Source organism: Conexibacter sp. CPCC 206217 (genome assembly GCF_030646165.1).
Taxonomy (GTDB): domain Bacteria; phylum Actinomycetota; class Thermoleophilia; order Solirubrobacterales; family Solirubrobacteraceae; genus Conexibacter.
The window spans coordinates 529831-552305 of sequence record NZ_JAUTDO010000004.1; the positions used below are offsets into that span (position 1 = coordinate 529831).

Below are 22475 nucleotides of genomic sequence, written 5' to 3' on the forward strand. Positions count from 1 at the left end.
GGATGTCGTCGCCGCCACTGAACGACGCGCGCTCGGCCGCGCTCTACGCCGAGGCGCTGAAGCTGCTGCCGGGCGGGGTCAACTCGCCCGTGCGCGCGATGCGCGCGATCGGCCGCGACCCGCTCTTCATCGCCAGCGGCGAGGGGGCGGAGATCGTCGACGTCGACGGCAACCGCTACGTCGACTACGTCTGCTCGTGGGGTCCGTTGATCCACGGGCACGCGCATCCGCAGATCGTCGCCGCCGTGAGCGCCGCCGCCGCGCTCGGGACGAGCTTCGGCGCCCCGACCGCCGGCGAGGTCGAGCTGGCGCGCGAGGTCGTCGACCGTTTTCCGTCGGTCGAGATGGTGCGGATGACCTCGTCGGGCACGGAGGCGTCGATGAGCGCGCTGCGGCTCGCGCGCGCCGCGACCGGCCGCGAGACGATCGTCAAGTTCGCCGGCGCCTACCACGGGCATGTCGACGGTCTGCTGGCGGAGGCCGGCTCGGGCCTCGCGACGCAGGGGATTCCCGCCAGCCCCGGCGTGCCCGCCGCCGCGACGGCCGCAACGGTGATCGTGCCGTGGAACGACGCCGACGCGCTGCGGGCCGCGGTCGCCGCGCAGGCGGACGGGCTCGCCGCGATCGTCGCCGAGCCGTACCCGGCCAACATGGGCCTCGTGCCGCCGGCGCCCGGCTTCCTGCACCTGCTGCGCGAGCAGGCCGATGCCAGCGGCGCGCTGCTGATCTTCGACGAGGTCATCAGCGGCTTCCGCGTCGCGCGCGGCGGTGCGCAGGGCCGCGAGGCCGTCGCGCCGGACCTGACGATCATGGGCAAGGTGATCGGCGGCGGCGTGCCCGCGGCCGCGTACGGCGGATCGCGTGCGCTGATGGAGCGGATCGCGCCGGCCGGCGACGTCTACCAGGCCGGCACGCTGTCCGGCAACCCGCTCGCGGTCGCCGCCGGCCTCGCGACGCTCCGCCTGCTCGACGACGGCGCCTACGCGCGGCTGGAGGCGACGACACGTCGGCTCGCGGACGGCCTGCGTGACGGCGCGGCCGCTGCGGGGCGCAGCGTGCACGTGGTCGACGTCCCGGGGCTGCTGACGGTCTTCTTCCGCGCGGATCCGGTCCGCGACTACGCCGACGCCGGCGCCGCCGACCGCGCCGCGCACGCGGCCTGGTGCCGCGCGCTCCTGGCCCGCGGCGTCTACGCGCCGCCGTCGCAGTTCGAGGCTTGGTTCCCCTCGCTCGCGCACGACGACGCGACGATCGAGCGCACGCTGGAGGCTGCCGTCGCGGCCTTCGAGGAGATCGCGTGAGCGCGCTCGACCGGCTCGCGCAGGAGCTGCGCGAGGAGGGCGGGCTGCTGGCGGAGGCGCTGGTGGAGCCGGCGCAGGCGCGGCTCGACCTCGACGCGCTCGCGACCCGTACCGGCGCCGGCGCACGTGCAGCCGCGGCGCCCGGCGAGTACGGGCTCGTGCTCGCGGCCGTCCGCGAGGGCTACCTGCTGCACTACGGCGACGGGCTGGGCACGATCGTGCAACCGACCGAGCGCGACCTCGGGCTGCTCGGCGGCGACCGCCTCTACGCGCTCGGTCTCGCCCGCCTCGCGGCGCTCGGCGACCTCGACGCGGTCAGCGAACTGGCCGACCTGATCTCGCTGTGCGCACAGGCCCACGCGGGCGCCGCTGGCGACGATGCCGGCGCACGCGCGCTTGCCGACGCCGCCTGGCAGGCCGCGGCGCGCGCGATCGGCGACGGCGCGACGCCCGCGCTCGCGCGCGCGAAGGAGCGCGCGCGCGCCGGGGAAGTGGACGCGGCGAACGCGTTGCGGGACGCTGCAGAGGTCCCAGATCTCCCATAGCTGCTGGGGCGGACGCCACCCGTGCGACGCAGCGGGCATGGTTGTCGGTATGGTTCCCGCCGCGATCCATCCGGGTCGCCATTACGGACTTTCATCGTGAGCGACAAGCACAAGAAGAGCTCTCCCTACACGGCCGACCGCGGCATCCCCGGCGCCTTCGAGGGGGAGACCGTCACCCGCCGCCGTTTCATGAACGTGACGGCCCAGGGTCTCGGCGGCGTCGCCGTCGCCGCTTTCGCGCTGCCGGCGCTCGGCTTCGCGCTCGGGCCGGTCTTCGAGCGCACGAAGATGCAGTGGCAGAGCATCGGGCCGCTCGCCGACTTCAACGAGGAGGAGTACATCCCTCGTGTCTTCACGATCGTGAACGGCATCGGCGAGGCCGGCAAGACGACCGCGTACGTGCGCCTGCGCAACCCGCAGATCGACACCGAGCCCGAGGACCAGTACAACCGGGTCATCGCGATCTCCACGCGCTGCAACCACCTCGGCTGCCCCGTCCGCTTCACGCCCGCCGCCGGCAAGTTCCTGTGCCCCTGCCACGGTGGCGTCTACGACTTCCGCGGCATCCGGGAGGGTGGTCCTCCGGTCCGCCCGCTCGACCGCTTCTACACGAGAATCGAGGACGGCTCGGTGCTCGTGGGTGCCCGCTACTCGGTCAACTCGGAGCTGCGGCGCTTCTCGCCGCGCGACCCGGGCCAGCCGGTCGACGGCATCGGCCAGTTCCTGTACCCGGCCCGCTTCTCGACGCCGAAGCCGTAGCCCATGCCCAGATTCAAGCTTCCCTCCCCGCCTGCCGCGCTTCAGCCGAAGCCGAAGCGCCCCGGCTCCGCCAGAGGCCCCTCGGGCCCGGTCGAGACGGCCACCGAGGCCGGCATCCACGTCGTCGACTGGATCGACGAGCGCACGTCGCTCTCGGGCGGCCTGCGCTGGATGATGTTCCGCAAGGTCCCGAAGGGGACCAACTGGTTCTACACGCTCGGCTCGGCGACGATGTTCGCGTTCCTGTCGCAGGCCGTCACCGGGATCTTCCTGGCGATGTACTACGACCCGTCGCCGACGCGCGCGTACGAGTCGGTCCGCTACATCGTCAACGACGCCTTCCTCGGCGAGTTCGTGCGCGGCATGCACAGATGGGGATCGTCGGTGATGGTGATCCTGATCTGTTTGCACATGGCGCGAACATTCTTCTTCGGCGCGTACAAGTACCCGCGCGAGCTGAACTGGGTGATCGGCGTCGCACTGCTGATCCTGACGTTCGCGATGTCCTTCACGGGCTACCTGCTGCCGTTCGACCAGCGCTCCTACTGGGCGACGATCGTCGGCGTCAACATCAACGGCACCGGCCCACTCGTCGGTCCGTACCTGTCGGACTTCCTGCGTGCCGGCCCCGAGTTCGGCGCCACCACGCTGTCACGCTTCTACGCCATCCACATGATGCTCGTGCCAGGGTTGATCGCCGCGCTGATGGGCGCGCACCTCTACCTGGTCGCGAAGCTCGGCACCACGGCGCCCCCGTGGATCAGAGCACAGCGCGAGAAGACGCTGACCGAGGATGAGGTCTAAGCGATGAACCAGCTCGAAAAGGAGGAGTACCTCCGCGAGTACGCGCTGCTGAAGACGAAGGGCAAGCCCTTCTTCCCGTACGCGATCGCGAAGGACTCCGCGATGGCGGTCATCGTCCTCGTCGTGATCATCCTGATGTCGTTGATCCTCGGTGCCGAGCTCGGCCCGAAGGCGGATCCGACGACGACGACGTACGTGCCGCGTCCGGAGTGGTACTTCTTCTTCCTCTTCGAGGTGCTGCGGATCATCAAGCCGCCGGAGTTCGTCCCGATGGCGACGATCGGCGTGCCGACGCTCTGCATGATCCTGCTGTTCCTGCTGCCGTTCTACGACCGCGGCGCCGAGCGGCGCCCGGAGCGTCGTCCGATCGCGACCGCGGCCGGCATCCTGACGATCTTCGCGATGGCCTACCTGACGTTCCTCGGCGCCAACGCCGGCTCTCCGAACGAGATCGACATGGCACCGCCGGCCGATCTCAAGGGCACCGCGCTGACGCAGTGGAACCAGGGCCGCCTCGTCGTCGCCCAGTCCGGCTGCCTCGCCTGTCATCAGATCGGCGAGAACGGCAACCACGGACCGGGTCCGAGACTGACGCACGTCGCGAGAAACCTGCCGGCGGCTGCGATCGCGCAGACGCTGCGCAACCCGACCGCGCCGATGCCATCGTTCGCGAGACTCGCAGAGACGCAGCCTGAGAAGTTCCAGGCGATGGTCGCCTTCCTCGGCTCGCTCAAGTAGGTCGCCGCCGATGTCCGGCGGCACCGCTGAGCCCGGCCCCGCGGCTGGGACGCTCGAAGAGCCGCAGGTGCGCGCGATGTTCGATCGCATCGCGCGCGTCTACGACCGCATGAACTCGGTCATGACGGCAGGGCTGCACCACCACTGGCGCCGCCGTGCCGTCGACCTGGCGCAGGTCGCGCCCGGCGACCGCGTCGTCGACGTCGCCTGCGGCACCGGCGACCTGTCGCTGGAGCTGGCCCGGCGCGTCGGCGCGGCCGGCAGCGTGATCGGCTGCGACTTCTCCGAGCAGATGCTGGAGTTGGCGCGCGAGAAGGCGCAGCGCGACGCCGCGCTCGCGGCCGGCGTCAGATTCGAATGGGCCAACGCGCTCGAGCTGCCCTACGCCGACGGCGAGTTCGCCGCCGCGACGGTCGGCTTCGGCGCGCGCAACTTCTCCGACCTGGAGCGCGGCCTGAGCGAGATGCGGCGTGTCGTGCGCCCGGGCGGCAAGGTCGTCGTGCTCGAGATAACGACGCCGACGAAGCCGCCGCTGTCGACCTTCTACCGCCAGTGGTTCGACCGCATCGTGCCGGCGCTCGGCCGCTTCGCCGGCGACAGCGACGCCTACACCTACCTGCCCAGCTCGGTGCGCCGCTTCCCCGCGCCGCAGGAGCTGGCGGCGACGCTGGAGCGCGCCGGCCTCACCGACATCCGCTACGTCCTCACGGCCGGTGGGATCATCGCCATCCACGTCGGCGAGGTCCCTGCGTGACGACGGCGCCCGCCGCGCCGACCACGTCCGCCGCGGCGACGCCCGCCTGATGGCGACCGCGGCGACCCTCGACGCCGTCGTGCGCGCTGCGGGGCCGCAGTTCGGCACGCTGATGGAGCGGGTCGAGGCGCGCCTCGCCGAGCTGGCGGGCGGCTACGGCCCGCTGCTGGCGCAGCATGCCGGCGCCACGATCGCCGCCGGCGGCAAGCGCCTGCGCCCATTGCTGGTGCTGCTGGCCGCAGGCGAGCTGGAGGCGGCGCAGAGCGGCCGCCTCGTGCGCTCAGCGGTCGCGGTGGAGCTGATCCACAGCGCCAGCCTCGTCCACGACGACGTGCTCGACAGAGCGCCGACGCGGCGCGGGCGCCCGACCGTCTTCGCCGCTGCGGGGCGGACCGCGGCGACCGCGACCGGCGACCTGCTGTTCTCGCGCGCCTTCGCGGAGCTGGCCGGCAGCGGCGAGGCCGACGACGTGCGCGCGCTGTCGGCCGCCAGCTCGGCGCTGGCGGCCGGCGAGCTGATGCAGCGCGCCGACGCGTGGGACGTGACGGTGCCGCTCGCGCGCTACCTGGAACGGTGCGAGCTGAAGACCGGCGCCCTGTTCGAGGCCGCCTGCCGGCTCGGCGCGCTCGCGAGCGACGGGCCGGCCGATGCGCTGGCGGCCTTCGGTCGCGCGATCGGGCTCGCATTCCAGCTGCTCGACGACGTGCTCGACGTCTCCGGGCCGGTCGAGCGGACCGGCAAGGCGCGCGGAACGGATCTGCTCGACGGCACCGTGACGCTCCCGCTGATCCTGGCGCGCGAGCGCGATCCGCAGCTGGCCTCGACGGACCTGCGCGCGCTCGACTCGGCGGCGGATGCTGAGCGGGTCTGCGACCGGATCGCCGCGACGGGAGCGCTCGCGGACGCGAAGCATCGGGCGCTGGCCGTCGTCGCGGACGCGAAGACGCGCCTGCCGCGGTCGCTGCCGCCCGCGCAGCGGACGACGCTGGAACTGGTCGCCGACGGGGTCGTCGAGCGGTACGCGTGAGACGGGCCGCAGCCCGTCAGAAGTCCATCGGCCAGATCTGGTCCGCGCCGAGCGCGGCGACGAAACGGTCGATCTCGTCTTCCATGTTGGCGCGCATCAACCGCTGAAGATCACGCACGAGCGCTTCCGTGCCACGATCGAGCTCCTCGTCGAAGCGCTCGACCAGCTCCTCGTCGAAGACGCCGCTGCCGAGCCAGTCACAGTTCGGACAGTGCAGCGTCACATCCCAATGTGACGTTCCCGCCTCCTCCCACGCGACCGGGGCGACCAGCTTGGAAGCGCAGGCGGGGCAGACGTGCAGTCCCTCGACCGTCTCTGAGGTACCGGGACCATCGATGGAATCTGGGTGCGCCGCAAAATAGAGGATCTCTATCGTCTTGCCGCTGGGGAGGACGACGCGGCGAACGGAGCGATGGTCTGCGTGGCGGCTCATGGTGTGACCCTTGAATCGGCTGACTGGCCACGCGACTTGAGTGCGATTTCGGTATGGCGATGATCCCGACTCGGTACCCTTCCGTAGGATTCCATCGGAGGAACCAGATGCCAAACATCGGCCCACTCGAACTCATCGTCGTTCTCGTCATCGTGCTCCTGATCTTCGGGCCGAAGCGGCTGCCCTCGCTCGGGCGCCAACTCGGCGGTGGGATGCGCGAGTTCAAGGACTCGATCACCGGCAAGGATGACGACGACGAGAAGACCGACGCGACCGGTCGCCCCGTGATCGCGCAGACCGCGGCCGACACACCGGTCGCCGCGACCCCGGTCGAGCAGCATGCCGCCCCCGCGGCACCTGCCGCGCCTGTCACGCCGGCTCCGGCCGCATCCGCCGACGCAGCGCCTGAGCAGCGCGGCTGAACAGTTCCGTCAGGCGACGCCGATGGCGACTGCCCTCAAGCCGATCGCGCACGACGATCGGCTGACGATCGTCGACCACCTCGACGAACTGCGCACGCGTCTGATGACGTGCGCGATCGTCTTCGTGGTCGTCTTCGTGGTCTGCTTCTGGCAGAACCACGCGCTGCTGGACTTCATCAACGTCCCCGTCAAGGAGGCGACGAAGTCGGCGCAGCAGAACAACGGCCGGCTCGGACAGGCGGCCGCCGCGCAGACGAGAGTCGGCAGCGGTCTGACGGCCGTCGGCGAGGTCGTCAGAGCGATCCAGGCCGATCCCGCGATCTCCGCTGCGACCAAGCAGGTGCTCGCCCAGCAGTACCCGAGAATCCGCGCCGCGGCCGATGCGCTGCCGAGAATCACGCCGGCGAGAGTCCCGATCACGACCGGCGTCGGCGAGCCGTTCACCGCGACGCTCACGGTCGTCGCGTACTTCACGCTGCTGATCTCGCTGCCGCTGATCCTCTACCAGGCATACGCGTTCATCCTGCCCGCGTTCAGCCCGGACGAGAAGAAGACCGCGCTGCCGCTGATGGCGATGGTCCCGTTCCTGTTCGTCGGGGGTGTGGCGTTCGGCTACTACCTTGTGCTGCCGCCGGCGATCAACTTCCTGCAGAACTTCAACAACGACAACTTCGACATCCTGCTGCAGGCGAAGGACTACTACCGCTTCGCCGCGATGGCGCTGCTGTCGTGCGGCCTGATCTTCCAGATGCCGGTCGGACTGCTGGCGGTCAACCACGTCGGGATCCTCAGCGCCAAGAGACTGCGCGGGAGCTGGCGTTACGCAATTGTTGCAATCGCCGTCATAGCAGCGCTTTTGCCCGGCGTCGATCCGGTCACGACGTGCATCCTGATGGTTCCGCTGCTGTTGCTGTACGGGCTCAGTATCGTTCTCCTCACGATCGCTGATCGACGGCGGGGGGACCGCGACGAGTTCGCGGCGCTGGAGCCGCTCGACGGCGATGAACCCGAGGGAAGCTGAGCCATGCTGTTCGACCTGCAGAGCCGGCGGCGTAGAACCGTCGTCAAGATCGTCTATCTCGGCCTCGCCATCCTGATCGGCGGGGGTCTCGTCCTGTTCGGGGTGGGGACCGGCACAGGCGGTGGCGGCCTGCTCGACGTCTTCAACGGCGACTCTCAGGACACGAGCGTCCAGATCAGCAACGTGGAGAAGAGGGCACAGAGAGCGGTCAGACTCAATCCGCAGGATGCCGCCGCCTGGGCCGAGCTGGCGCGAGCGCGCTACCAGCGCGCGGGTCAGGGCGACAACTTCAACGAGACGCAGGGCACCTTCACCGCGCAGGGTCAGGGGCAGTTGCGGTCCGCCAAGCAGGCGTGGGACAGATATCTCGCGCTCAACCCGTCCAGACCGGACGCAAACGTCGCTCGCCTGATGGCGCAGGCTTTCGCCCCGACAGGCCTCAACGAGCCCGACGAGGCGGCCAAGGCGCTCGAGATCGTGACGGAGCAGGATCCCTCCAGCGCCGCTTACAGCCAACTGGCGACCTTCGCCTACCTCGCGAGCCAGATCCGCAAGGGCGACCTCGCGGCCGAGAAGGCCGTCGAGCTGGCACCCGAGGCGCAGAAGAGAGTCGTCAGAGTCCAGCTGGAAAGAACCAAGAGAGACATCGCGCAGCAGCAGGTCCAGGACGCGATCGACAGAGGCGCCATCAGAACCGACAGATGATGCCGGACATGGGCGCCCGCCGCGACGGGCGCCCCTGCGGGGAGCCGACGGGTTCGCCGCAAACCCTCTAGAATCGCCCGCCGATCTGCTGTTTGCGGATCGTCTCGGGCCGTTAGCTCAATTGGCAGAGCAGGGGACTCTTAATCCCAAGGTTGAAGGTTCGATTCCTTCACGGCCCACTCGTCACCGCCGGCTCGCTGGCCGCCGGTGACTCGCCCGCCGCGGCGGGCTCTCTCGCAGTCGCGCGCCGCTCGTACTCCGCACGCGCTGTCGCGTCGGCGCCGGCAAGGATGCGGTCCGTTCTCATCGCGCGGCTGACCGCGTCGGAGACGCTCCGCGGCAGCAGCGCCCCGATCTTCGTGACGCGGCCGATCGAGCGTGGGACGAAGACGTCGTGGCGCGGGAACTCGAGCGCGTCGACGATCGCGTCGGCGACGTCCTCGGGTTCGACGAGGTCGATCCCGCGGCCCTTCTGCAGTCCCGCCGCCAGCTCGGTTCTGACCGGCACCGGCATCACGACGCTCGTCTCGACGCCGCTGCCGCGCAGCTCCGCTCTGATCGCCTCCGTCAGGCCGACGACGGCGAACTTCGTCGCCGAGTAGGTCGCGCCGCCGGGGATGCCGGCCTTGCCGGCGGTCGAGGCGACGTTCACGAGGTGACCGGTGCGGCGCGGCAGGAACCGTGCCAGTGCGAGCTTGGAGCCCGTGATGACGCCCGCGAGGTTGATCGCCAGCTGGCGCTCGGTCGCGGTCTCCGACTCCTCGGCGAACGACCCCAGCAGCATGATCCCGGCATTGTTGACGAGTACGTCGAGCGGCCCGAGCTGCGCCTCCGTCTGCGCGAGGAAGGCGCCGAACGAGTCGCGGTCGGTCACGTCCAGCGCGAGCGCCACGACGCCGAAGCCGAGCTCCTGCGCGGTCTGCTCGGCGGCCGCGAGGTCGACGTCGCCGACCGCCACGCGCGCGCCTCTTCGCACCAGCGCGGCCGCGGTCGCGCGGCCGATGCCGCGGGCGCCACCGGTGATCGCGACCACCTTGCCGGAGAGCGTGCGGGGTTGCTTGGCCATCGGGGCGGTCCTCCTCGTCGGTGAACGGACTGGCTGCTTGGCCAGTCTCCTCGGAATCGGGCCGGCGTGCAACCCACTAGAGTCCCTGCCCGATGGCTCTCGCGCACCTCGCCTGTCTCGACGGCGTCGTCATGCCCGCGACCGAGGCGCGCGTCCCCGCGACGGACGACGGCCTGCTGCGCGGCGACGGCGTCTTCGAGGTGATGCGCCTCTACGGTGGCCGGCCGTTCGCGCTCGCGGACCACCTCGCGCGGCTCGAGCGCTCGGCGGCGAACCTGCGCCTGCCGCTCGACGTCGACGCGATCCACACCGACGTCGCCGCGCTGCTGACCGCCGCCGGCACCGGTCCCGAGCACGGGCTCGTGCGGATCGTCGTGACGCGTGGCGGCGTGCGCCTGCTGATGACCGAATCGCTGCCCGACAACCCGTCGCAGATCCGGCTCGGGTCGGTCACCTACGCGCCGACACGCCTGCTCGACGGGATCAAGTCGCTCTCCTACGCCCCGAACATGCTCGCGACGCGGCTGGCCCGCGAGCGCGGCTTCGGCGACGCGCTGTTGACGACGCCGCACGGCCGCGTCCTGGAGGCGCCGACCTCGACGCTCTTCTGGGTCACCGGCGGCCTGCTGCAGACGACGCCGCTGGACGACCACGTGCTGGCCTCGATCACGCGCGCCCGCGTGATCGCCCTGACCGGCGCCGCCGAGCGGCCGATCGCGCTCGACGCGCTCAAGCGCGCCGACGAGGCGTTCCTCGCCTCGACCACGCGCGAGGTGCAGCCGGTGATCGGGATCGACGACGCCGAGCTGCCGGTCGGCGCGGTCACGCGCGACGTCGCGGCGCGGCTGCACGAGCACATCCTCGCCGAGCTGCCGTAGCCCGCCCGTCATGCGCGTCCTCACGGTGATCGGGAACCGCCCGCAGTTCATCAAGGCCTCGGCCGTCTCCTCGCGCCTGCGCGCGGTCGCGGAGGAGGTCACGGTCCACACCGGCCAGCATTACGACGCCGCGCTGTCGCAGGTCTTCTTCGACGAGCTGGAGCTGCCGCCGCCCGAGCACTTGCTCGGCATCGGCGGCGGGACCAACACGGCGCAGACGGCGCGGATGCTGGCGGCGCTCGAGCCGCTCCTGAACGACCTCGGACCCGACGCGGTGCTGGTCTACGGCGACACCAACTCGACGCTCGCGGGCGCGCTTGCGGCAGTGCAGGCGGGCGTGCCGGTCGCGCACGTGGAGGCGGGGATGCGCTCGTTCGACCGCGCGATGCCGGAGGAGGTCAACCGCGTCGTCACCGACCACCTCGCGACGCTGCTGCTGGTGCCCTCGCAGACGGCGGTCGACAACCTCACGCGCGAGTCGGTCGCCGGGACGGTCGAGCTGGTCGGCGACGTGATGGTCGACGTCGCGCAGCTGCTGCAGCCGGGCGCACGCGCGCGCACGGAGACGCTCGTCCCATACGACGTGCAGCCGGGCGGCTACCTGCTCGCGACCGCGCACCGCGCCGGCAACGTCGACGACCCGGCGCGCCTGGAGCAGCTCGTCGAGCTGCTGCTCGCGCTGCCCGTGCCGACGATCTTCCCGCTGCATCCGCGCACACGCGCGCGGCTCGACGACGCCGGTCTGCTGCAACGGGTCCAGGAGGCGCCGCTGCTGCGGCTCGCCCCGCCGCTCGGCTACCTCGACTTCACCGCGCTGCTGTGCAACGCGCAGGCGGTCGTGACGGACTCGGGCGGCGTGCAGAAGGAGGCGTACCTCGCGGGCGTCCCGTGCGTGACGATGCGCCCGAGCACCGAGTGGGTCGAGACCGTCGAAGCCGGCTGGAACGTGCTCGTCGACCTCGACGCCGCCGACGCGCTCGCCGCGCTGCAGCGCACCCCGCCGGCCGAGCGGCCGCAGCTGTACGGCGACGGCCGGGCCGGCCAGCGCGTCGCCGACGCGCTGCTGACGCTCGGCTGAGCGGCCCGGCGCTACGGCCGTCCGATGCGGCGCACGGCGACGCCGGCGCTGCGGAACGGCGCCGGGTCGAGCGCGTCGCGGCCGTCCACGAGCGCGCGCAGGCCGGGCAGCTGTGACGGCGTCAGCGCGCGGTACTCGGCGTGGTCGGCCTGTACGATCGCGCCGTCGACGGCGCCGCCGTCCCACGGCTCGAAGCCGAGCGCGCGCAGCTCGGCGTCGCTGTAGAGCGGGTCGGCCGCCAGCGGCGTCGCACCGGCCTCCCGCAGCGCGTCACGCAGCCCGAAGGCGCCCGAGAACGCCGTCTCGCGGACGCCGCCGCGATAGGCGACGCCGAGGATCAGCACCCGCAGGCCGCGCAGCTCGCCGAGTTCCTCGCGCAGCAGCCCGACGGTGTAGCCGGGCATCTCGACGTTGACGCGCCGCGCGGCGGCCGGCAGCTGCGCGTCCGCGTCGCCCTGCAGGTAGAAGTGGGGGTAGACGGGAATGCAGTGGCCGCCGACGGCGACGCCGGGGCGGTGGATGTGGCTGAACGGCTGGCTGTTGGCGGCGTCGATCACGCGCCCGACGTCGACGCCGAGCGTGTCGGCGTGGCGGGCGAACTCGTTCGCGAGCGCGATGTTGACGTCGCGGTAGGTGGTCTCCGCCAGCTTCGTCAGCTCGGCCGCCTCGGCGGAGCCCATCGGCCACACCTCCGCGCCGCCGCCGATGAAGCCGCGGTACAGCTCGACGCCACGCGCCTCGCCGGCCGCCGACAGCCCGCCGACGAGCTTCGGATAGGTGTCGAGGTCTCTGAAGACGCGACCGCTGTAGACGCGCTCGGGACTGAAGACGGTGAAGAAGTCCTGCTCGGAGCGGAGCCCGCTGCCGGCGGCGAGCGCCGGCGCGATCCGCGCGCGCGTCGTGCCGGTCGGGACGGTCGTCTCGACCGACACGGTCGTGCCCGCTCTCAGCCCGCGCGCGATGTCCGCCACGACGCTGTCGAGGATCGACCAGTCCGGTCTTGCCTGCGCGTCGACGATCAACGGCGGGACGGCGATCACGAGGTCCGGGCCGTCGGCGACGGCCGCGGTCGTGTCGGTCTGCGCGCGCAGCCGGCCGGCGCCGACGACCTGCTCCAACGCCGCCTTCAGCCCGCTCTCGCCCGGGAACGGCTCCTCGGCGCGGTTGACCAGGTCGCAGACGGCCTGGTTGACGTCGCAGCCGACGACGCGGTGGCCCGCCAGCGCGGCGTGGACGGCCAGCGGCAGGCCGATCTTGCCGAGTGCGACGACGACGACGTTCATGCCGGGATCCGCACCGTCTCGCCGCGGCGGGCGCTCTCCAGCACCGCCTCCGCCGAGCGGACCGCGGCGAGGCCCTGCGCGAGCGTCACGACCGGCGCGTCGAGGTCGCCCGCGACGAGGTCGCGGAACGCCTCCAGCTCGCTGCGGATCGGCTCGCTGCGGGCGAGCGCGTAGCGCGTCGCGTTGCCCTCGCTGACGCCGCGCAGCGCCTGCGAGCTGCTCCAGTCCGACGTGACCTTGCCGTTCTCGTAGAACGTCAGGTCGGCGGTGACGGTCTCGGCGACGAGCATCCCGCGGTCGCCCAGCACGCGCGTGCGGCGCGTCTTCGTCGGCGTCAGCCAGTCGACGATCGTGTTGAAGGGGACGTCGGAGGCGAGGCGGCCGTTGACGAGCACGAGGTCCTCGTGCGGGCGGCCGGTGCGGTGAGCCGTCTGCGCCGAGACGGTCGCGATCGGGGCGCCTGCGACCCAGCTGACGATGTCGAGGTCGTGCGTCGCGAGGTCCTTCACGACGCCGACGTCGCGGATCCGCTCCGGGAAGGGACCGACGCGCTCGGTCGCGACGAGGAAGACGTCGCCGAGGAGGCCCTCGCCGAGCTTCTCGCGCAGCGCCAGCAGCGAGGGGTTGAAGCGCTCGACGTGGCCGACGGCCGCGGGCAGCCCGCGTCTGTGGATCGCGGCGATGATCTGCTCGGCGTCGGCGGTCGAGGCGGCGAGCGGCTTCTCGATCAGCATCCCGACGCCGGCGTCGGCGAGTGCGAGCGCTGTCGGCAGGTGCTCCTCGGTCGGCAGCGCGACGACAGCCATGTCGAGCGGGCCGCTGTCGAGCAGCTGCTCCAGCGTCGCGAACACGAGCGCGGGATCGCGCACCGCGTCGTGGCGGTCGCCCGCGGGGTCGACGGCGCCGGCGAACGTCACGCCGGGCAGCGCCTGCAGGATCCGCGCGTGGTGGCGGCCCATCATGCCGAGGCCGAGCACGGCGGCGCGGAGGTTTGCGGTGGGGGTTCGCGTCATGGGGCTGGTGAAGGGTATCTTCAGCGCCGTGCCCAGCGCCCCCGGCCTCGTCCTCAGCCCCACCGCGCGGATCGGCGCGGACGTCCGCTTCGGCGCCAACGTCGTCGTCCACGACGGCGTCGCGATCGGCGACGGCGTCACAATCGAGGACGGCGTCGTGCTCGGCAAGGGGCCGCGCCTCGCGCCCGGCTCGGCGGCCGCGGCGGCCGGCGGCGGGCCGGCGCCGCTGACGATCGGGGAGGGCGCGACGATCTGCTGCGGCGCGATCGTCTTCGCCGGTGCCACGATCGGACCGCGCGCGATCGTGGGAGACCAGGCCTACGTGCGCGAGCGCGCGAGCGTCGGCGAGCGCAGCGTGATCGGACGCGGCTCCGCCGTCGACAACGACGTCGCGATCGGCGCGCGCGTGAGCGTGCAGACGGCGGTCTACCTGACCGCCTTCTCGGTTGTCGAGGACGACGTCTTCGTCGGCCCTTGCGCGATGACGACGAACGACGACGCGATGGGCCGGATCGCGCGCGGGACGCCGCTGCGCGGCGCGACGCTGCGGCGCGCCTGCCGGATCGGCGGCGGTGTCGTGCTGGTGCCCGGCGTCGAGATCGGCGAGGAGGCGTTCGTCGCCGCCGGCGCCGTCGTCACGCGCGACGTGGCGCCGCGCACGGTCGTGATGGGCGTCCCCGCGCGCGTCGTGCGCGAGGTGCCCGACGCGGACCTGATCGAGCGCTGGCGCTAGGCCGCGGGGACGGCCTGGCCCGGGACGGTCGCGAGACCGGCCTCGGTCCACATCGTCTGCTCGCGGCCGGGGCCGACGGAGATCAGCACGACCGGCACGCCGATCGCTTCCTCGATGTAGCGCAGGTAGGCGCGCGCGTTCTCCGGCAGCTCTTGCTCGCTGCGCGCGTCGCTGATGTCCTCGTCCCAGCCGTCCAGTTCGACGTAGTCGCCGCTGGCGTGGTGCAGCACCGTCTGGTGGTACGGGAACGTGTCGAACTCCGCGCCGTCCTCGCCGATGTATCTGACGCAGACCTTGATCTTGTCGAGGCCGGACAGCACGTCGAGCTTCGTCACGACGAGCGCCGTCAGCGAGTTCAGGCGCGCGGCGTACTTCAGCGCCACGAGGTCGAGCCAGCCGATCCGCCGCGAGCGGCCGGTCGTCGTGCCGAACTCGCCGCCTCTCTCGCGCAGCTCGTCGCCGAGCGCGTCGTGCAACTCGGTCGGGAACGGGCCGGAGCCGACGCGGGTCGAATACGCCTTCGCGATGCCCCAGACCTCGTCGATGTCCTTCGGGCCGACGCCGCTGCCGATGCAGGCGGAGGCGGCGATCGGGTTCGAGGAGGTGACGAACGGATATGTGCCGTGGTCGATGTCGAGCAGCGCGCCCTGGGCGCCCTCGAAGATCACGATCTCGCCGTCGTCGAGCTTGCTCCAGACGAGCGACGTGGTGTCGGCGATGTACTCCGACAGGCGGCGGCCGTAGTGGAGGTACTCCTCCGTGACCGCCTGCAGGTCGAGTTGCGGGTCGCGCGCGAAGGGGCGCAGCGCGAGCCGCTTGGGTTCCAGCGCCGCGACGATCTTCTTCTTCAGGATCTTCTCGTCGAGCAGGTCCTGCACGCGGATGCCGATGCGCGACGCCTTGTCGGCGTACGCCGGGCCGATCCCGCGACGGGTCGTGCCGATCTTCAGCTTGCCGAGTCTCGCCTCGCCGGCTTCGTCGAGCATCATGTGGTACGGCATGATCATGTGCGCGTTGGCGGAGATCCGCAGCCCGCTCGTGTCGACGTTGCGCCTGCGCAGCTCGTCGAGCTCGTCGGTCAGCACCTTCGGGTCGATCACGACGCCGTTGCCGATCACGCAGGTCTTGCCGGGGTAGAGGATCCCGGACGGCATCAGGTGCAGCTTCCAGGTCTCGCCGTTGCGCACGATCGTGTGCCCGGCGTTGTTGCCGCCCTGGAAGCGGACCACCGCATCCGCCCGCTCAGCGAGCAGGTCGGTGATCTTGCCTTTGCCTTCGTCGCCCCATTGGGCGCCCACGATCACGATGCCTGACATAGCGCCAGACAGTGTAGGCGAGCGTCCCCTGCGAGCGCCTCGCGCCGCCTAGCCGAAGCGGTCGCCGGCGAAGTTCATGAACTTCGGGTACTCCTTCTGGAACGTCAGCACGATGTCCCCGAGCCCGCCGTTGCGGTGCTTGGCGATGATGATGTCGGCCTCGCCCTCGCGCTCGGACTCTCTGTCGTAGTACTCGTCGCGGTAGATGAACATGACGAGGTCGGCGTCCTGCTCGATCTGGCCGGACTCGCGCAGGTCGGACAGGATCGGTCTCTTGTCCGTGCGCGTCTCGACCGCGCGCGACAGCTGCGACAGCGCGATCACGGGCACCTGCAGCTCGCGTGCGAGGATCTTCAGGCCACGGCTCATCTGGCCGACCTGCTCGACACGGCTCTCGACACGACCGTCGGGGCGCAGCAGCTGCAGGTAGTCGACGATGATCATGCCGAGGCCGCCGGGGTTCTGCTGGTGCAGGCGGCGGGCCTTCGCGCGCACCTCGAGCATGCTCATGTCGGACGAGTCGTCGACGTACAGCGGCGAGTCCGCGAGCCGCTGGCTGGCCTCGAGGATTCTCGGCCAGCGGTTCTCCGCGACTCTGCCCTTGCGCAGGTCCTCGCCTCTGATGCGCGCCTGCGAGGCGACGAAGCGCTGCGCCAGCTCGGCCTCGGACATCTCCAGCGAGAACAGCGCGACGGGCTTTCTGTGCTGGATCGCGGCGTTCTCGGCGATGTTCGTGACGAACGCGGACTTGCCCATCGAGGGGCGCGCGGCGAGGATGATCAGGTTTCCGGGCTGGAAGCCGCCGGTTATCTCGTCGAGGTCCTTGAAGCCCGACGGCGTGCCCGTCAGCGACGTGTGCTGGACCGACAGCCGGTGCAGCTTGTCGATCTCGTCGTCGAGCACCGCGCCGATCGAGCGGAAGTCCTTCTGGCGGTCGTCGTGCGCGACGTCGAGGATGTCGCGCTCGGCCCACTCGACGACCTCGCGCGCCGGCGCGGCGTGGTTGTAGACGTTCGCCTGGATCTCCTGGGTCGTCTTCAACAGCTTGCGCAGCAGCGCGTTGTTGTGGACGATGCGGGCGTACTCGCGCACGTTGCCGGCGGCCGGCGCGGCGCCCGCGAGCGCGTCGACGGAGGCGGGCCCGCCGACCTCGTCGAGTCTGCCGATCGAGCGCAGCTGCTCGGTCACCGTCAGCACGTCGATCTCGCGGCTCTCGCCGTAGAGGTCGAGCATCGCCTGGTAGACCGCCTGGTGCTCCGGGCGGTAGAAGTGCTCGGGCTTCAGCCCCTCGTTGATGACGAGGCCGTAGAGCGTCGTGTCGGCCAGCAGGATCGCCCCGAGCACGGACTGCTCCGCTTCGAGGTTGTGCGGTGGTCCGAGGGGGTGCTGGTGCTGCTCGATGGCGGCCATGAAGAGGTGAGGAGTCTAGGTCGGGCGGGACCGGCGTGGAACGAGATTCCCGCTCCCACCGGACGAATTCGGCGGCACACAACGACGAAGCGCCGCGGCGAGCGCGGCGCTTCGACAACGAGATGAGGCTCCGTGCAGCGGGGTGCTGCTTACTTCTGCTCGACGACCATCGTCTTGACGGTCGCATGCACGCCTTCGTCGATCTCGACGACGACCATGTGCGTGCCGATGTTGCGAATCGGCTCTTCGAGCTGGATCTTGCGACGGTCGACTCTGATGCCGCGCGCCTCGCGGATCGCCTCCGCGATGTCCTGCGCGGTGACCGAGCCGAAGAGGCGGCCGTCGTCGCCCGCCTGCTGCGCGATCGTGAGGACCGTGCGGCCGAGCAGCGCCGCGTTCTCCTGCGCGCGGTCTCTCGCCTCTCTGGCGGCCTTGTCGGCGGCGATCTGCCGCTTCTGGGCAGCCTCGAGCGCGCCCTTGGTGGCCGGCTGCGCGAGCTTGCGCGGGATCAGGAAGTTGCGCAGGTAGCCGGGGGAGACGTCGACGACCGTCCCTCTCTCACCGAGCTGCTCGACGTCTTCCAGCAGAATCGCCTGGGGCATCGCTAACGCTCCTCGCGGTCGCCGCGATCGCGACGGCCGCCGCTGCGCTCCGGCGGAGCGTCGGAGACGTACGGCAGCAGCGCCAGCTCACGCGCGCGCTTGACCGCGGTCGCGATCTGGTTCTGGTGGCGACGGCACGCGCCCGAGATGCGCCGCGAGCGGATCTTCCCGCGCTCGGAGACCATCTTCTTGAGCCCGTCGACGTCCTTCCAGTCGACCTGCTCGATCTTGTCCTTGCAGTACGGGCACGACTTGCGTCGGTTGGACCCGATACCGCCCTTCTTGTCACGCCGTCTCGTGGGGCGCGTGCGTTGCTTCGCCACTCTTGGACCTTATCTCGTTGAAAGTGTGCTGCTCAGAACGGAATGTCGTCGTCGGCGGGCGCGGCGGGAGCAGGCGTGGACCGGAAGTCCTGGGAGTCGATCGGAACATCGCCTCCCGCCGCCACATCCTGACGCGGAGCGGCGTAGCCGTTGCCGGCGCCGCCTTCCTCACGACCGCCGAGGAACTGCACGGAATCGGCGATGATATCGATCGCCTGCCGTCTCTGCCCAGTGTTTCTGTCTTCGAACTCACGCCACTCGAGCCGGCCGTCGATCGCGACGGGACGGCCCTTCGCGAGAAAGCGGGCGCAGTTCTCGCCCTGCGCGCCCCAGACGGTCACGTCGAAGAAGTTGGGCTTGTCCTCCCACTCCCCGCCCGCGCCCTTGCGCCGCGTGTTGCACGCGATGCGCAGGCTGCAGACCGCCATACCGCTGCCGGTATGGCGCAGGTCGGGGTCACGCGTGAGGTTCCCGGTCATCACAACCCGGTTGATGTTCGTAGCGGCCATGAGGCTCCTTTCGGCGGCAGATACCAGCGGCGATCGAGTCTAGACCGCGTTCCGGGGCCGATCACCAGCGTGACCCCGGAAACTGCGCTGAAAGTTCACAGCCGTGTGCGAGTCCTGTGACAGAGCGCGCGTCAGTCGCGATTAAGCGACCGACTCGACCGGCTCGGCCGGCGGCAGAGCGCCGATGGCGCCCGCGGGCGGATCGCCGACGGGCGGCGTGCCCGGGAGGACCTTGATGATGCGGTGGCGCAGGACGCCGTCCGCGATCTTCAGGTTGTACGAGAGCGCCTCGACGAGCACGGGCGGCCCGCTGAACTGCAGCAAGTGGTATTCCGCGTCTCTCGTGTGGTCGATCTCGAACGCGAGGTTCCGCACGCCCCACTCCTGGGCGAGCTCGATCACACCGTCGTGATCGGCGATCGTCTGCTCGACTTCTCCGCGAATCTGGTTACGACGGTCCTCGTCGGCCGACGTGCGGAGCAGGAGCATGAGGTCGTAAATGGGGGTGAGTTCGGCCATGGGCTTTCGTCTGCTTGACAGCGGCCGAGGACTATACCAACGGGGGCGAACTTTGGCGTCCGGGCCCCTCTGTATGAGATGCCAGCGATCCGTTGGACCACCGCCGCCCGTGTCGCAGCCGCCGTCGCGACGCTCGTCCTGCTCGTCGCCTGGAGCCGTGGCGGCGGCGATCCGCCGCTGCCGCCGTCCGATCCCGTCCCGGTGGCGCAGCCGCCGGCTCCGGTCGCCGAGAGACTCGAACCGGCGCCGGCGACCGCCTACCGCCCGCGGCCCCAGCCGCACGGGTCGGCGCGCGGATCTGCGCGGAGAGCGGTGCCGCGCCCGCTTCGGCCCGAGCCGGTCAGACGGCCGCGCGGACGGCGCAGAGCCGCTGCAAGCAGACCGCCCGCGGCCGCTGTCCCGCAGCGGCCGCGATCGCCTCTCCCTGCGCCGTCGGCACCCCCGCCGCCGCCCTCGCCCGCACCCCCGCCCGCGCCGCAGCCGAGCGATGAGTTCGGCTTCGAGTGAGCGCTCGCGCGGGCGCGCCCGGCTCAGTTGCCGTTCGCGCCTTCCTTCTTGCGGATGTCCGCGAGCTGGTCGTCGATCCAGTCGCCGGGGTCGCGCTGCGTGACGATCCGCTTGAGCCCGGCGAGCCGCCGCTCGCGCTCCTCGCGCGGCATCGTCAGCGCGGCGTGGATCGAGTCGGCCAGCTCCTGGATGTCGAACGGGTTGACCGACAGCGCGAACTCGCCCAGCTCCTCGTGCGCGCCAGTGTTCTCCGACAGGATCGAGACGCCGGCCCGCTCGTTCACGAGCGGACCCTCCTTCGCGACCAGGTTCATGCCGTCGAACATCGCGTTGACGAGCAGCAGGTCGTAGTTCTTGTACGCCGCGACGGCCTCCTCGAGGTCGTCGCGCAGCTTCAGGTGGATCGGCATCCAGTCGGGCGTGCCGTGGCGGTGGTTGACGACCGCGACGACCGCCTCGATCCGCTCGAGGTACTCGGCGTACTCGGGCACGTCGGTGCGCGACGGCATCAGCTGCGCGACGAACGTGACGCGCTCGCGGAACTCCGGATGCTGCTCGAGGAAGACGTCGAACGCGGTGAAGCCGCGCAGCACGTTCTTCGACAGGTCGGCGCGGTCGACGCGCAGGATCAGGTGCTCGCGCCGCCGCCGCAGCAACTCGCCCTCGAACTCGGCCGTGCGCGGCCGCTTGGCGACCGCGCGCGTCTGCTCGGCGTCGATCGGCAGCGGGTAGGCGCGGACCCACACCTGGTGGCCGTCGGGGCAATGGACGATGCCCCTGTCGAAGTCGACCTCGAGGTCCATCAGGTCGCGGCAGCACTGCAGGAAGTTGCGCCGGTAGGAGCGCGTGTGGAAGCCGACGATGTCGTTCGCCAGCAGGCCCTCGTAGATCTCCGTGCGGATCTTCGTCGGCAGCACGCGCCAGGCGTCCGGCTGCGTCCAGGGGATGTGCACGAAGTGGTGCAGGAAGACGTCGGGCCGCTCCTTGCGGATCAGCCCCGGCAGCGTGTAGAGGTGGTAGTCGTGGACCATCACGACCGGCTCCTGCTGCCCGTCGATCTCCTCCAGCACGGCGCGCGCGAGGTCCTCGTTGACGACGTTGTAGCCGAACTCGAACGCCTCGACCTCCTCGCGGCGGATGTCCGGCGCGTTCGACAGATCCCACAGGTAGTGCTGGATGAACCACAGCATCGGGTTCGCGAAGACGTTGTAGAAGCGGTCGTACGCGCCCGGATCGGAGGCGACGAGACGGACCTTGTAGCTGCCCCCGTCCGGCAGCTCGGCGGTGAACGGTCTTCCGCCGTGCTGCTCGGTGACGGCGATGTCCTGCTCCGTCATGGCGGACGCGATCCAGATCGCGTCGCGGTGGGAGGCGAGGCCCGTCAGCGCGGTGACGAGGCCGCCACCGCCGCGCTTGACTTCGCCGTTCTCCTGGAACGTGACTGGTCCGCGGTTCGAGACCAGGACGAGCGGTGCACCCTCGGCAGACAGCGGACTAGCCCTCCAGCTCGTTGAATATCTTCAGCCAGTCGCGCAGCAGACGTGGCATCAGGAAATGCTTGCGGATGTGCTCCTTGCCGGCCAGCCCGAGTCTGCGGCCGAGGCCAGGGTCATGGAGAATCGCACCGGCGCGCGCGGCGCACTCCTCGACGCTGCCGACGAGGTAGCCGGTGACGCCGTCCTGCACCTGCAGGGGGATCCCGCCGACGTCGCCGCCGATGAACGGGCGCGCCTTCCAGATCGCCTCCGAGACGGTCAGGCCGAAGCCCTCGCGCGTCGACTTCTGGATCAGCACGTCGGCATGCGACTGGAACGCGTTGACCTCGATTGCGCCGACGTTGTTGAAGTTGTTGAGGATGTGGACGTCCGGGTCGCCGTTGGCGTGCGCGACGGTCGCGTTGAAGAAGTCCCAGCCCTCGGGGTCGTCGGTCGCCATCGAGCCGACGAGCGCGAGCTGCACCTCCGGCATCGACTCCTTCACGATGCGGTAGGCGTCGATCACGCCGAGCGGATCCTTCCACGGGTCGAAGCGCGACACCTGGCACATCAGCGGCCGGTCGACGTCGATCCCGAACTGCTCGCAGATGTAGGTCGAGTCCTCCGGCGAGAAGGCCATGTTCTTCGGCGCCAGCGGGTCGATCGCCGGCGGCACGACATGGATCCGCTTGCCCATCCCCGGTGGCACGTACTGCTGCAGGTGGAAGACGGAGTCGGGATACGTCTGGAGGTACGGCAGCAGCCGCTCGATCGTCGCCGGGTTGGGCGTCGAGAGGTCGATGTGGCAGCGCCAGATCCAGTGCCGCGCCTTCTCCGGTGCGAGCGTGTGCAGCGCCGCCGGCTGCGGGTCGTGCGCGATCGCGACGTCCCAGCCGCCCGACAGCTCGCGCGCGTTCATCTCGTTGTAGCGACGCCACGACGCCCACTGCTCGTCGGTCAGGTCCTGCGGGTGGCCCTGCAGCGCGTTGTGCATCACCTTCGTCGCGTTGAAGAACTCCTCGCGGCCGTAGATCACATGCCACTCGACGTCGAGCCCGACGTCGCGCATCAGCGGGACCATCGTGTAGAGGATCTCCGAGACGCCGCCGCCGAACGCGGTCGCCGACAGGTGCAGGACGCGCCGCCCGCGCAGCGGCTCCGCCAGCTCGCGGATCTCCTCGACAAGCCCGCGCCCGACGATGCTGGAGTAGTCCGCGAGGGTCTTGTGGCCGACGGCGACGGGTTGGAGCATGC

25 protein-coding genes and 1 tRNA gene are annotated in these 22475 nt (G+C 70.8%); 14 read left to right on the forward strand and 12 right to left on the reverse strand.

Annotation, left to right across the window (positions count from 1 at the left end):
- Positions 1-2: 2 nt before the first annotated feature.
- The 7 genes from hemL to Q7L65_RS13740 all read left to right on the forward strand — a co-directional run bounded on the left by hemL (position 3) and on the right by Q7L65_RS13740 (position 5928).
- Positions 3-1301 carry a glutamate-1-semialdehyde 2,1-aminomutase gene (gene hemL / locus Q7L65_RS13710; protein WP_304721952.1) on the forward strand — a complete coding sequence of 433 codons (1299 nt, stop codon included), beginning with the start codon at positions 3-5 and terminating at the stop codon, positions 1299-1301.
- Positions 1298-1846 carry a hypothetical protein gene (locus Q7L65_RS13715; protein WP_304721953.1) on the forward strand — a complete coding sequence of 183 codons (549 nt, stop codon included), beginning with the start codon at positions 1298-1300 and terminating at the stop codon, positions 1844-1846. The genes hemL and Q7L65_RS13715 overlap by 4 nt, the downstream gene beginning before the upstream one ends.
- A 96-nt stretch (positions 1847-1942) precedes the next feature.
- Complete coding sequence (locus Q7L65_RS13720; protein WP_304721955.1) at positions 1943-2605, forward strand: ubiquinol-cytochrome c reductase iron-sulfur subunit; 663 nt, start codon at positions 1943-1945, stop codon at positions 2603-2605.
- Between the two features lie 3 nt (positions 2606-2608).
- Positions 2609-3409, forward strand: coding sequence for a cytochrome b N-terminal domain-containing protein (locus Q7L65_RS13725; protein WP_304721956.1), 801 nt, complete (start codon positions 2609-2611; stop codon positions 3407-3409).
- 3 nt (positions 3410-3412) lie between these two features.
- Positions 3413-4147 (forward strand): c-type cytochrome, encoded by a 735-nt coding sequence (locus Q7L65_RS13730; protein WP_304721957.1) that lies wholly within the window; start codon positions 3413-3415, stop codon positions 4145-4147.
- Between the two features lie 10 nt (positions 4148-4157).
- Entirely contained in the window at positions 4158-4901 is a 744-nt protein-coding gene (gene ubiE, locus Q7L65_RS13735) for a bifunctional demethylmenaquinone methyltransferase/2-methoxy-6-polyprenyl-1,4-benzoquinol methylase UbiE (RefSeq protein ID WP_304721958.1), read from the forward strand.
- A gap of 49 nt (positions 4902-4950) precedes the next feature.
- The gene (locus Q7L65_RS13740) at positions 4951-5928 is read left to right on the forward strand and encodes a polyprenyl synthetase family protein (protein ID WP_304721959.1); all 978 of its coding nucleotides are present in this window, start codon (positions 4951-4953) and stop codon (positions 5926-5928) included.
- A gap of 16 nt (positions 5929-5944) precedes the next feature.
- Here Q7L65_RS13740 and Q7L65_RS13745 read toward each other — a convergent pair whose 3' ends face one another.
- Positions 5945-6361 carry a hypothetical protein gene (locus Q7L65_RS13745; RefSeq protein ID WP_304721960.1) on the reverse strand — a complete coding sequence of 139 codons (417 nt, stop codon included), beginning with the start codon at positions 6359-6361 and terminating at the stop codon, positions 5945-5947.
- Positions 6362-6468: 107 nt separating this feature from the next.
- Here Q7L65_RS13745 and tatA point away from each other — a divergent pair, with 107 nt between their 5' ends.
- The 4 genes from tatA (at position 6469) to Q7L65_RS13765 (ending at position 8688) form a co-directional block, all read left to right on the forward strand.
- Positions 6469-6783 carry a twin-arginine translocase TatA/TatE family subunit gene (gene tatA / locus Q7L65_RS13750; protein ID WP_304721970.1) on the forward strand — a complete coding sequence of 105 codons (315 nt, stop codon included), beginning with the start codon at positions 6469-6471 and terminating at the stop codon, positions 6781-6783.
- Between the two features lie 22 nt (positions 6784-6805).
- The gene (tatC, locus tag Q7L65_RS13755; RefSeq protein ID WP_304721973.1) at positions 6806-7804 is read left to right on the forward strand and encodes a twin-arginine translocase subunit TatC; all 999 of its coding nucleotides are present in this window, start codon (positions 6806-6808) and stop codon (positions 7802-7804) included.
- Positions 7805-7807: 3 nt separating this feature from the next.
- Positions 7808-8509 carry a hypothetical protein gene (locus tag Q7L65_RS13760; protein ID WP_304721974.1) on the forward strand — a complete coding sequence of 234 codons (702 nt, stop codon included), beginning with the start codon at positions 7808-7810 and terminating at the stop codon, positions 8507-8509.
- A 106-nt stretch (positions 8510-8615) separates the two neighbouring features.
- Positions 8616-8688 (forward strand) — tRNA-Lys (locus tag Q7L65_RS13765).
- Here the strand turns inward: Q7L65_RS13765 and Q7L65_RS13770 are convergent.
- Positions 8679-9575 (reverse strand): SDR family oxidoreductase, encoded by an 897-nt coding sequence (locus Q7L65_RS13770; RefSeq protein ID WP_304721976.1) that lies wholly within the window; start codon positions 9573-9575, stop codon positions 8679-8681. The two genes, Q7L65_RS13765 and Q7L65_RS13770, sit on opposite strands and share 10 nt — an antisense overlap.
- Positions 9576-9667: 92 nt before the next feature.
- Here Q7L65_RS13770 and Q7L65_RS13775 point away from each other — a divergent pair, with 92 nt between their 5' ends.
- Positions 9668-10453 (forward strand): aminotransferase class IV, encoded by a 786-nt coding sequence (locus Q7L65_RS13775; protein ID WP_304721978.1) that lies wholly within the window; start codon positions 9668-9670, stop codon positions 10451-10453.
- 10 nt (positions 10454-10463) lie between these two features.
- Positions 10464-11531, forward strand: a complete 1068-nt coding sequence (gene wecB, locus Q7L65_RS13780) for a non-hydrolyzing UDP-N-acetylglucosamine 2-epimerase (RefSeq protein WP_304721981.1) — start codon at positions 10464-10466, stop codon at positions 11529-11531.
- Between the two features lie 11 nt (positions 11532-11542).
- Here the strand turns inward: wecB and Q7L65_RS13785 are convergent, their stop codons facing one another.
- Entirely contained in the window at positions 11543-12814 is a 1272-nt protein-coding gene (locus Q7L65_RS13785) for a nucleotide sugar dehydrogenase (RefSeq protein WP_304721982.1), read from the reverse strand.
- The gene (locus Q7L65_RS13790; protein WP_304721983.1) at positions 12811-13827 is read right to left on the reverse strand and encodes a Gfo/Idh/MocA family protein; all 1017 of its coding nucleotides are present in this window, start codon (positions 13825-13827) and stop codon (positions 12811-12813) included. The genes Q7L65_RS13785 and Q7L65_RS13790 overlap by 4 nt, the downstream gene beginning before the upstream one ends.
- Positions 13828-13855: 28 nt before the next feature.
- Here Q7L65_RS13790 and Q7L65_RS13795 point away from each other — a divergent pair, with 28 nt between their 5' ends.
- A complete protein-coding gene (locus Q7L65_RS13795; protein WP_304721986.1) occupies positions 13856-14560 on the forward strand; it encodes an acyltransferase in 705 nt (234 codons plus the stop codon).
- On the opposite strand, the gene Q7L65_RS13800 is transcribed toward Q7L65_RS13795, so the two are convergent.
- From Q7L65_RS13800 to Q7L65_RS13835, 8 genes are all read right to left on the reverse strand, one after another.
- The gene (locus Q7L65_RS13800; protein WP_304721988.1) at positions 14557-15876 is read right to left on the reverse strand and encodes an adenylosuccinate synthase; all 1320 of its coding nucleotides are present in this window, start codon (positions 15874-15876) and stop codon (positions 14557-14559) included. The two genes, Q7L65_RS13795 and Q7L65_RS13800, sit on opposite strands and share 4 nt — an antisense overlap.
- A 48-nt stretch (positions 15877-15924) precedes the next feature.
- Positions 15925-17286 carry a replicative DNA helicase gene (gene dnaB, locus Q7L65_RS13805; protein WP_304721990.1) on the reverse strand — a complete coding sequence of 454 codons (1362 nt, stop codon included), beginning with the start codon at positions 17284-17286 and terminating at the stop codon, positions 15925-15927.
- A 149-nt stretch (positions 17287-17435) separates the two neighbouring features.
- Entirely contained in the window at positions 17436-17888 is a 453-nt protein-coding gene (rplI, locus tag Q7L65_RS13810) for a 50S ribosomal protein L9 (protein ID WP_304721992.1), read from the reverse strand.
- Positions 17889-17890: 2 nt separating this feature from the next.
- Complete coding sequence (rpsR, locus tag Q7L65_RS13815; RefSeq protein ID WP_370552561.1) at positions 17891-18160, reverse strand: 30S ribosomal protein S18; 270 nt, start codon at positions 18158-18160, stop codon at positions 17891-17893.
- Between the two features lie 83 nt (positions 18161-18243).
- Complete coding sequence (locus tag Q7L65_RS13820; RefSeq protein ID WP_304721996.1) at positions 18244-18720, reverse strand: single-stranded DNA-binding protein; 477 nt, start codon at positions 18718-18720, stop codon at positions 18244-18246.
- 141 nt (positions 18721-18861) lie between these two features.
- Positions 18862-19239, reverse strand: coding sequence for a 30S ribosomal protein S6 (gene rpsF / locus Q7L65_RS13825; RefSeq protein WP_304721998.1), 378 nt, complete (start codon positions 19237-19239; stop codon positions 18862-18864).
- Between the two features lie 530 nt (positions 19240-19769).
- Positions 19770-21236, reverse strand: coding sequence for a trehalose-6-phosphate synthase (locus Q7L65_RS13830; RefSeq protein ID WP_304722098.1), 1467 nt, complete (start codon positions 21234-21236; stop codon positions 19770-19772).
- 4 nt (positions 21237-21240) lie between these two features.
- Positions 21241-22473, reverse strand: coding sequence for a glycosyltransferase (locus Q7L65_RS13835; protein ID WP_304722000.1), 1233 nt, complete (start codon positions 22471-22473; stop codon positions 21241-21243).
- Positions 22474-22475: the final 2 nt, after the last annotated feature.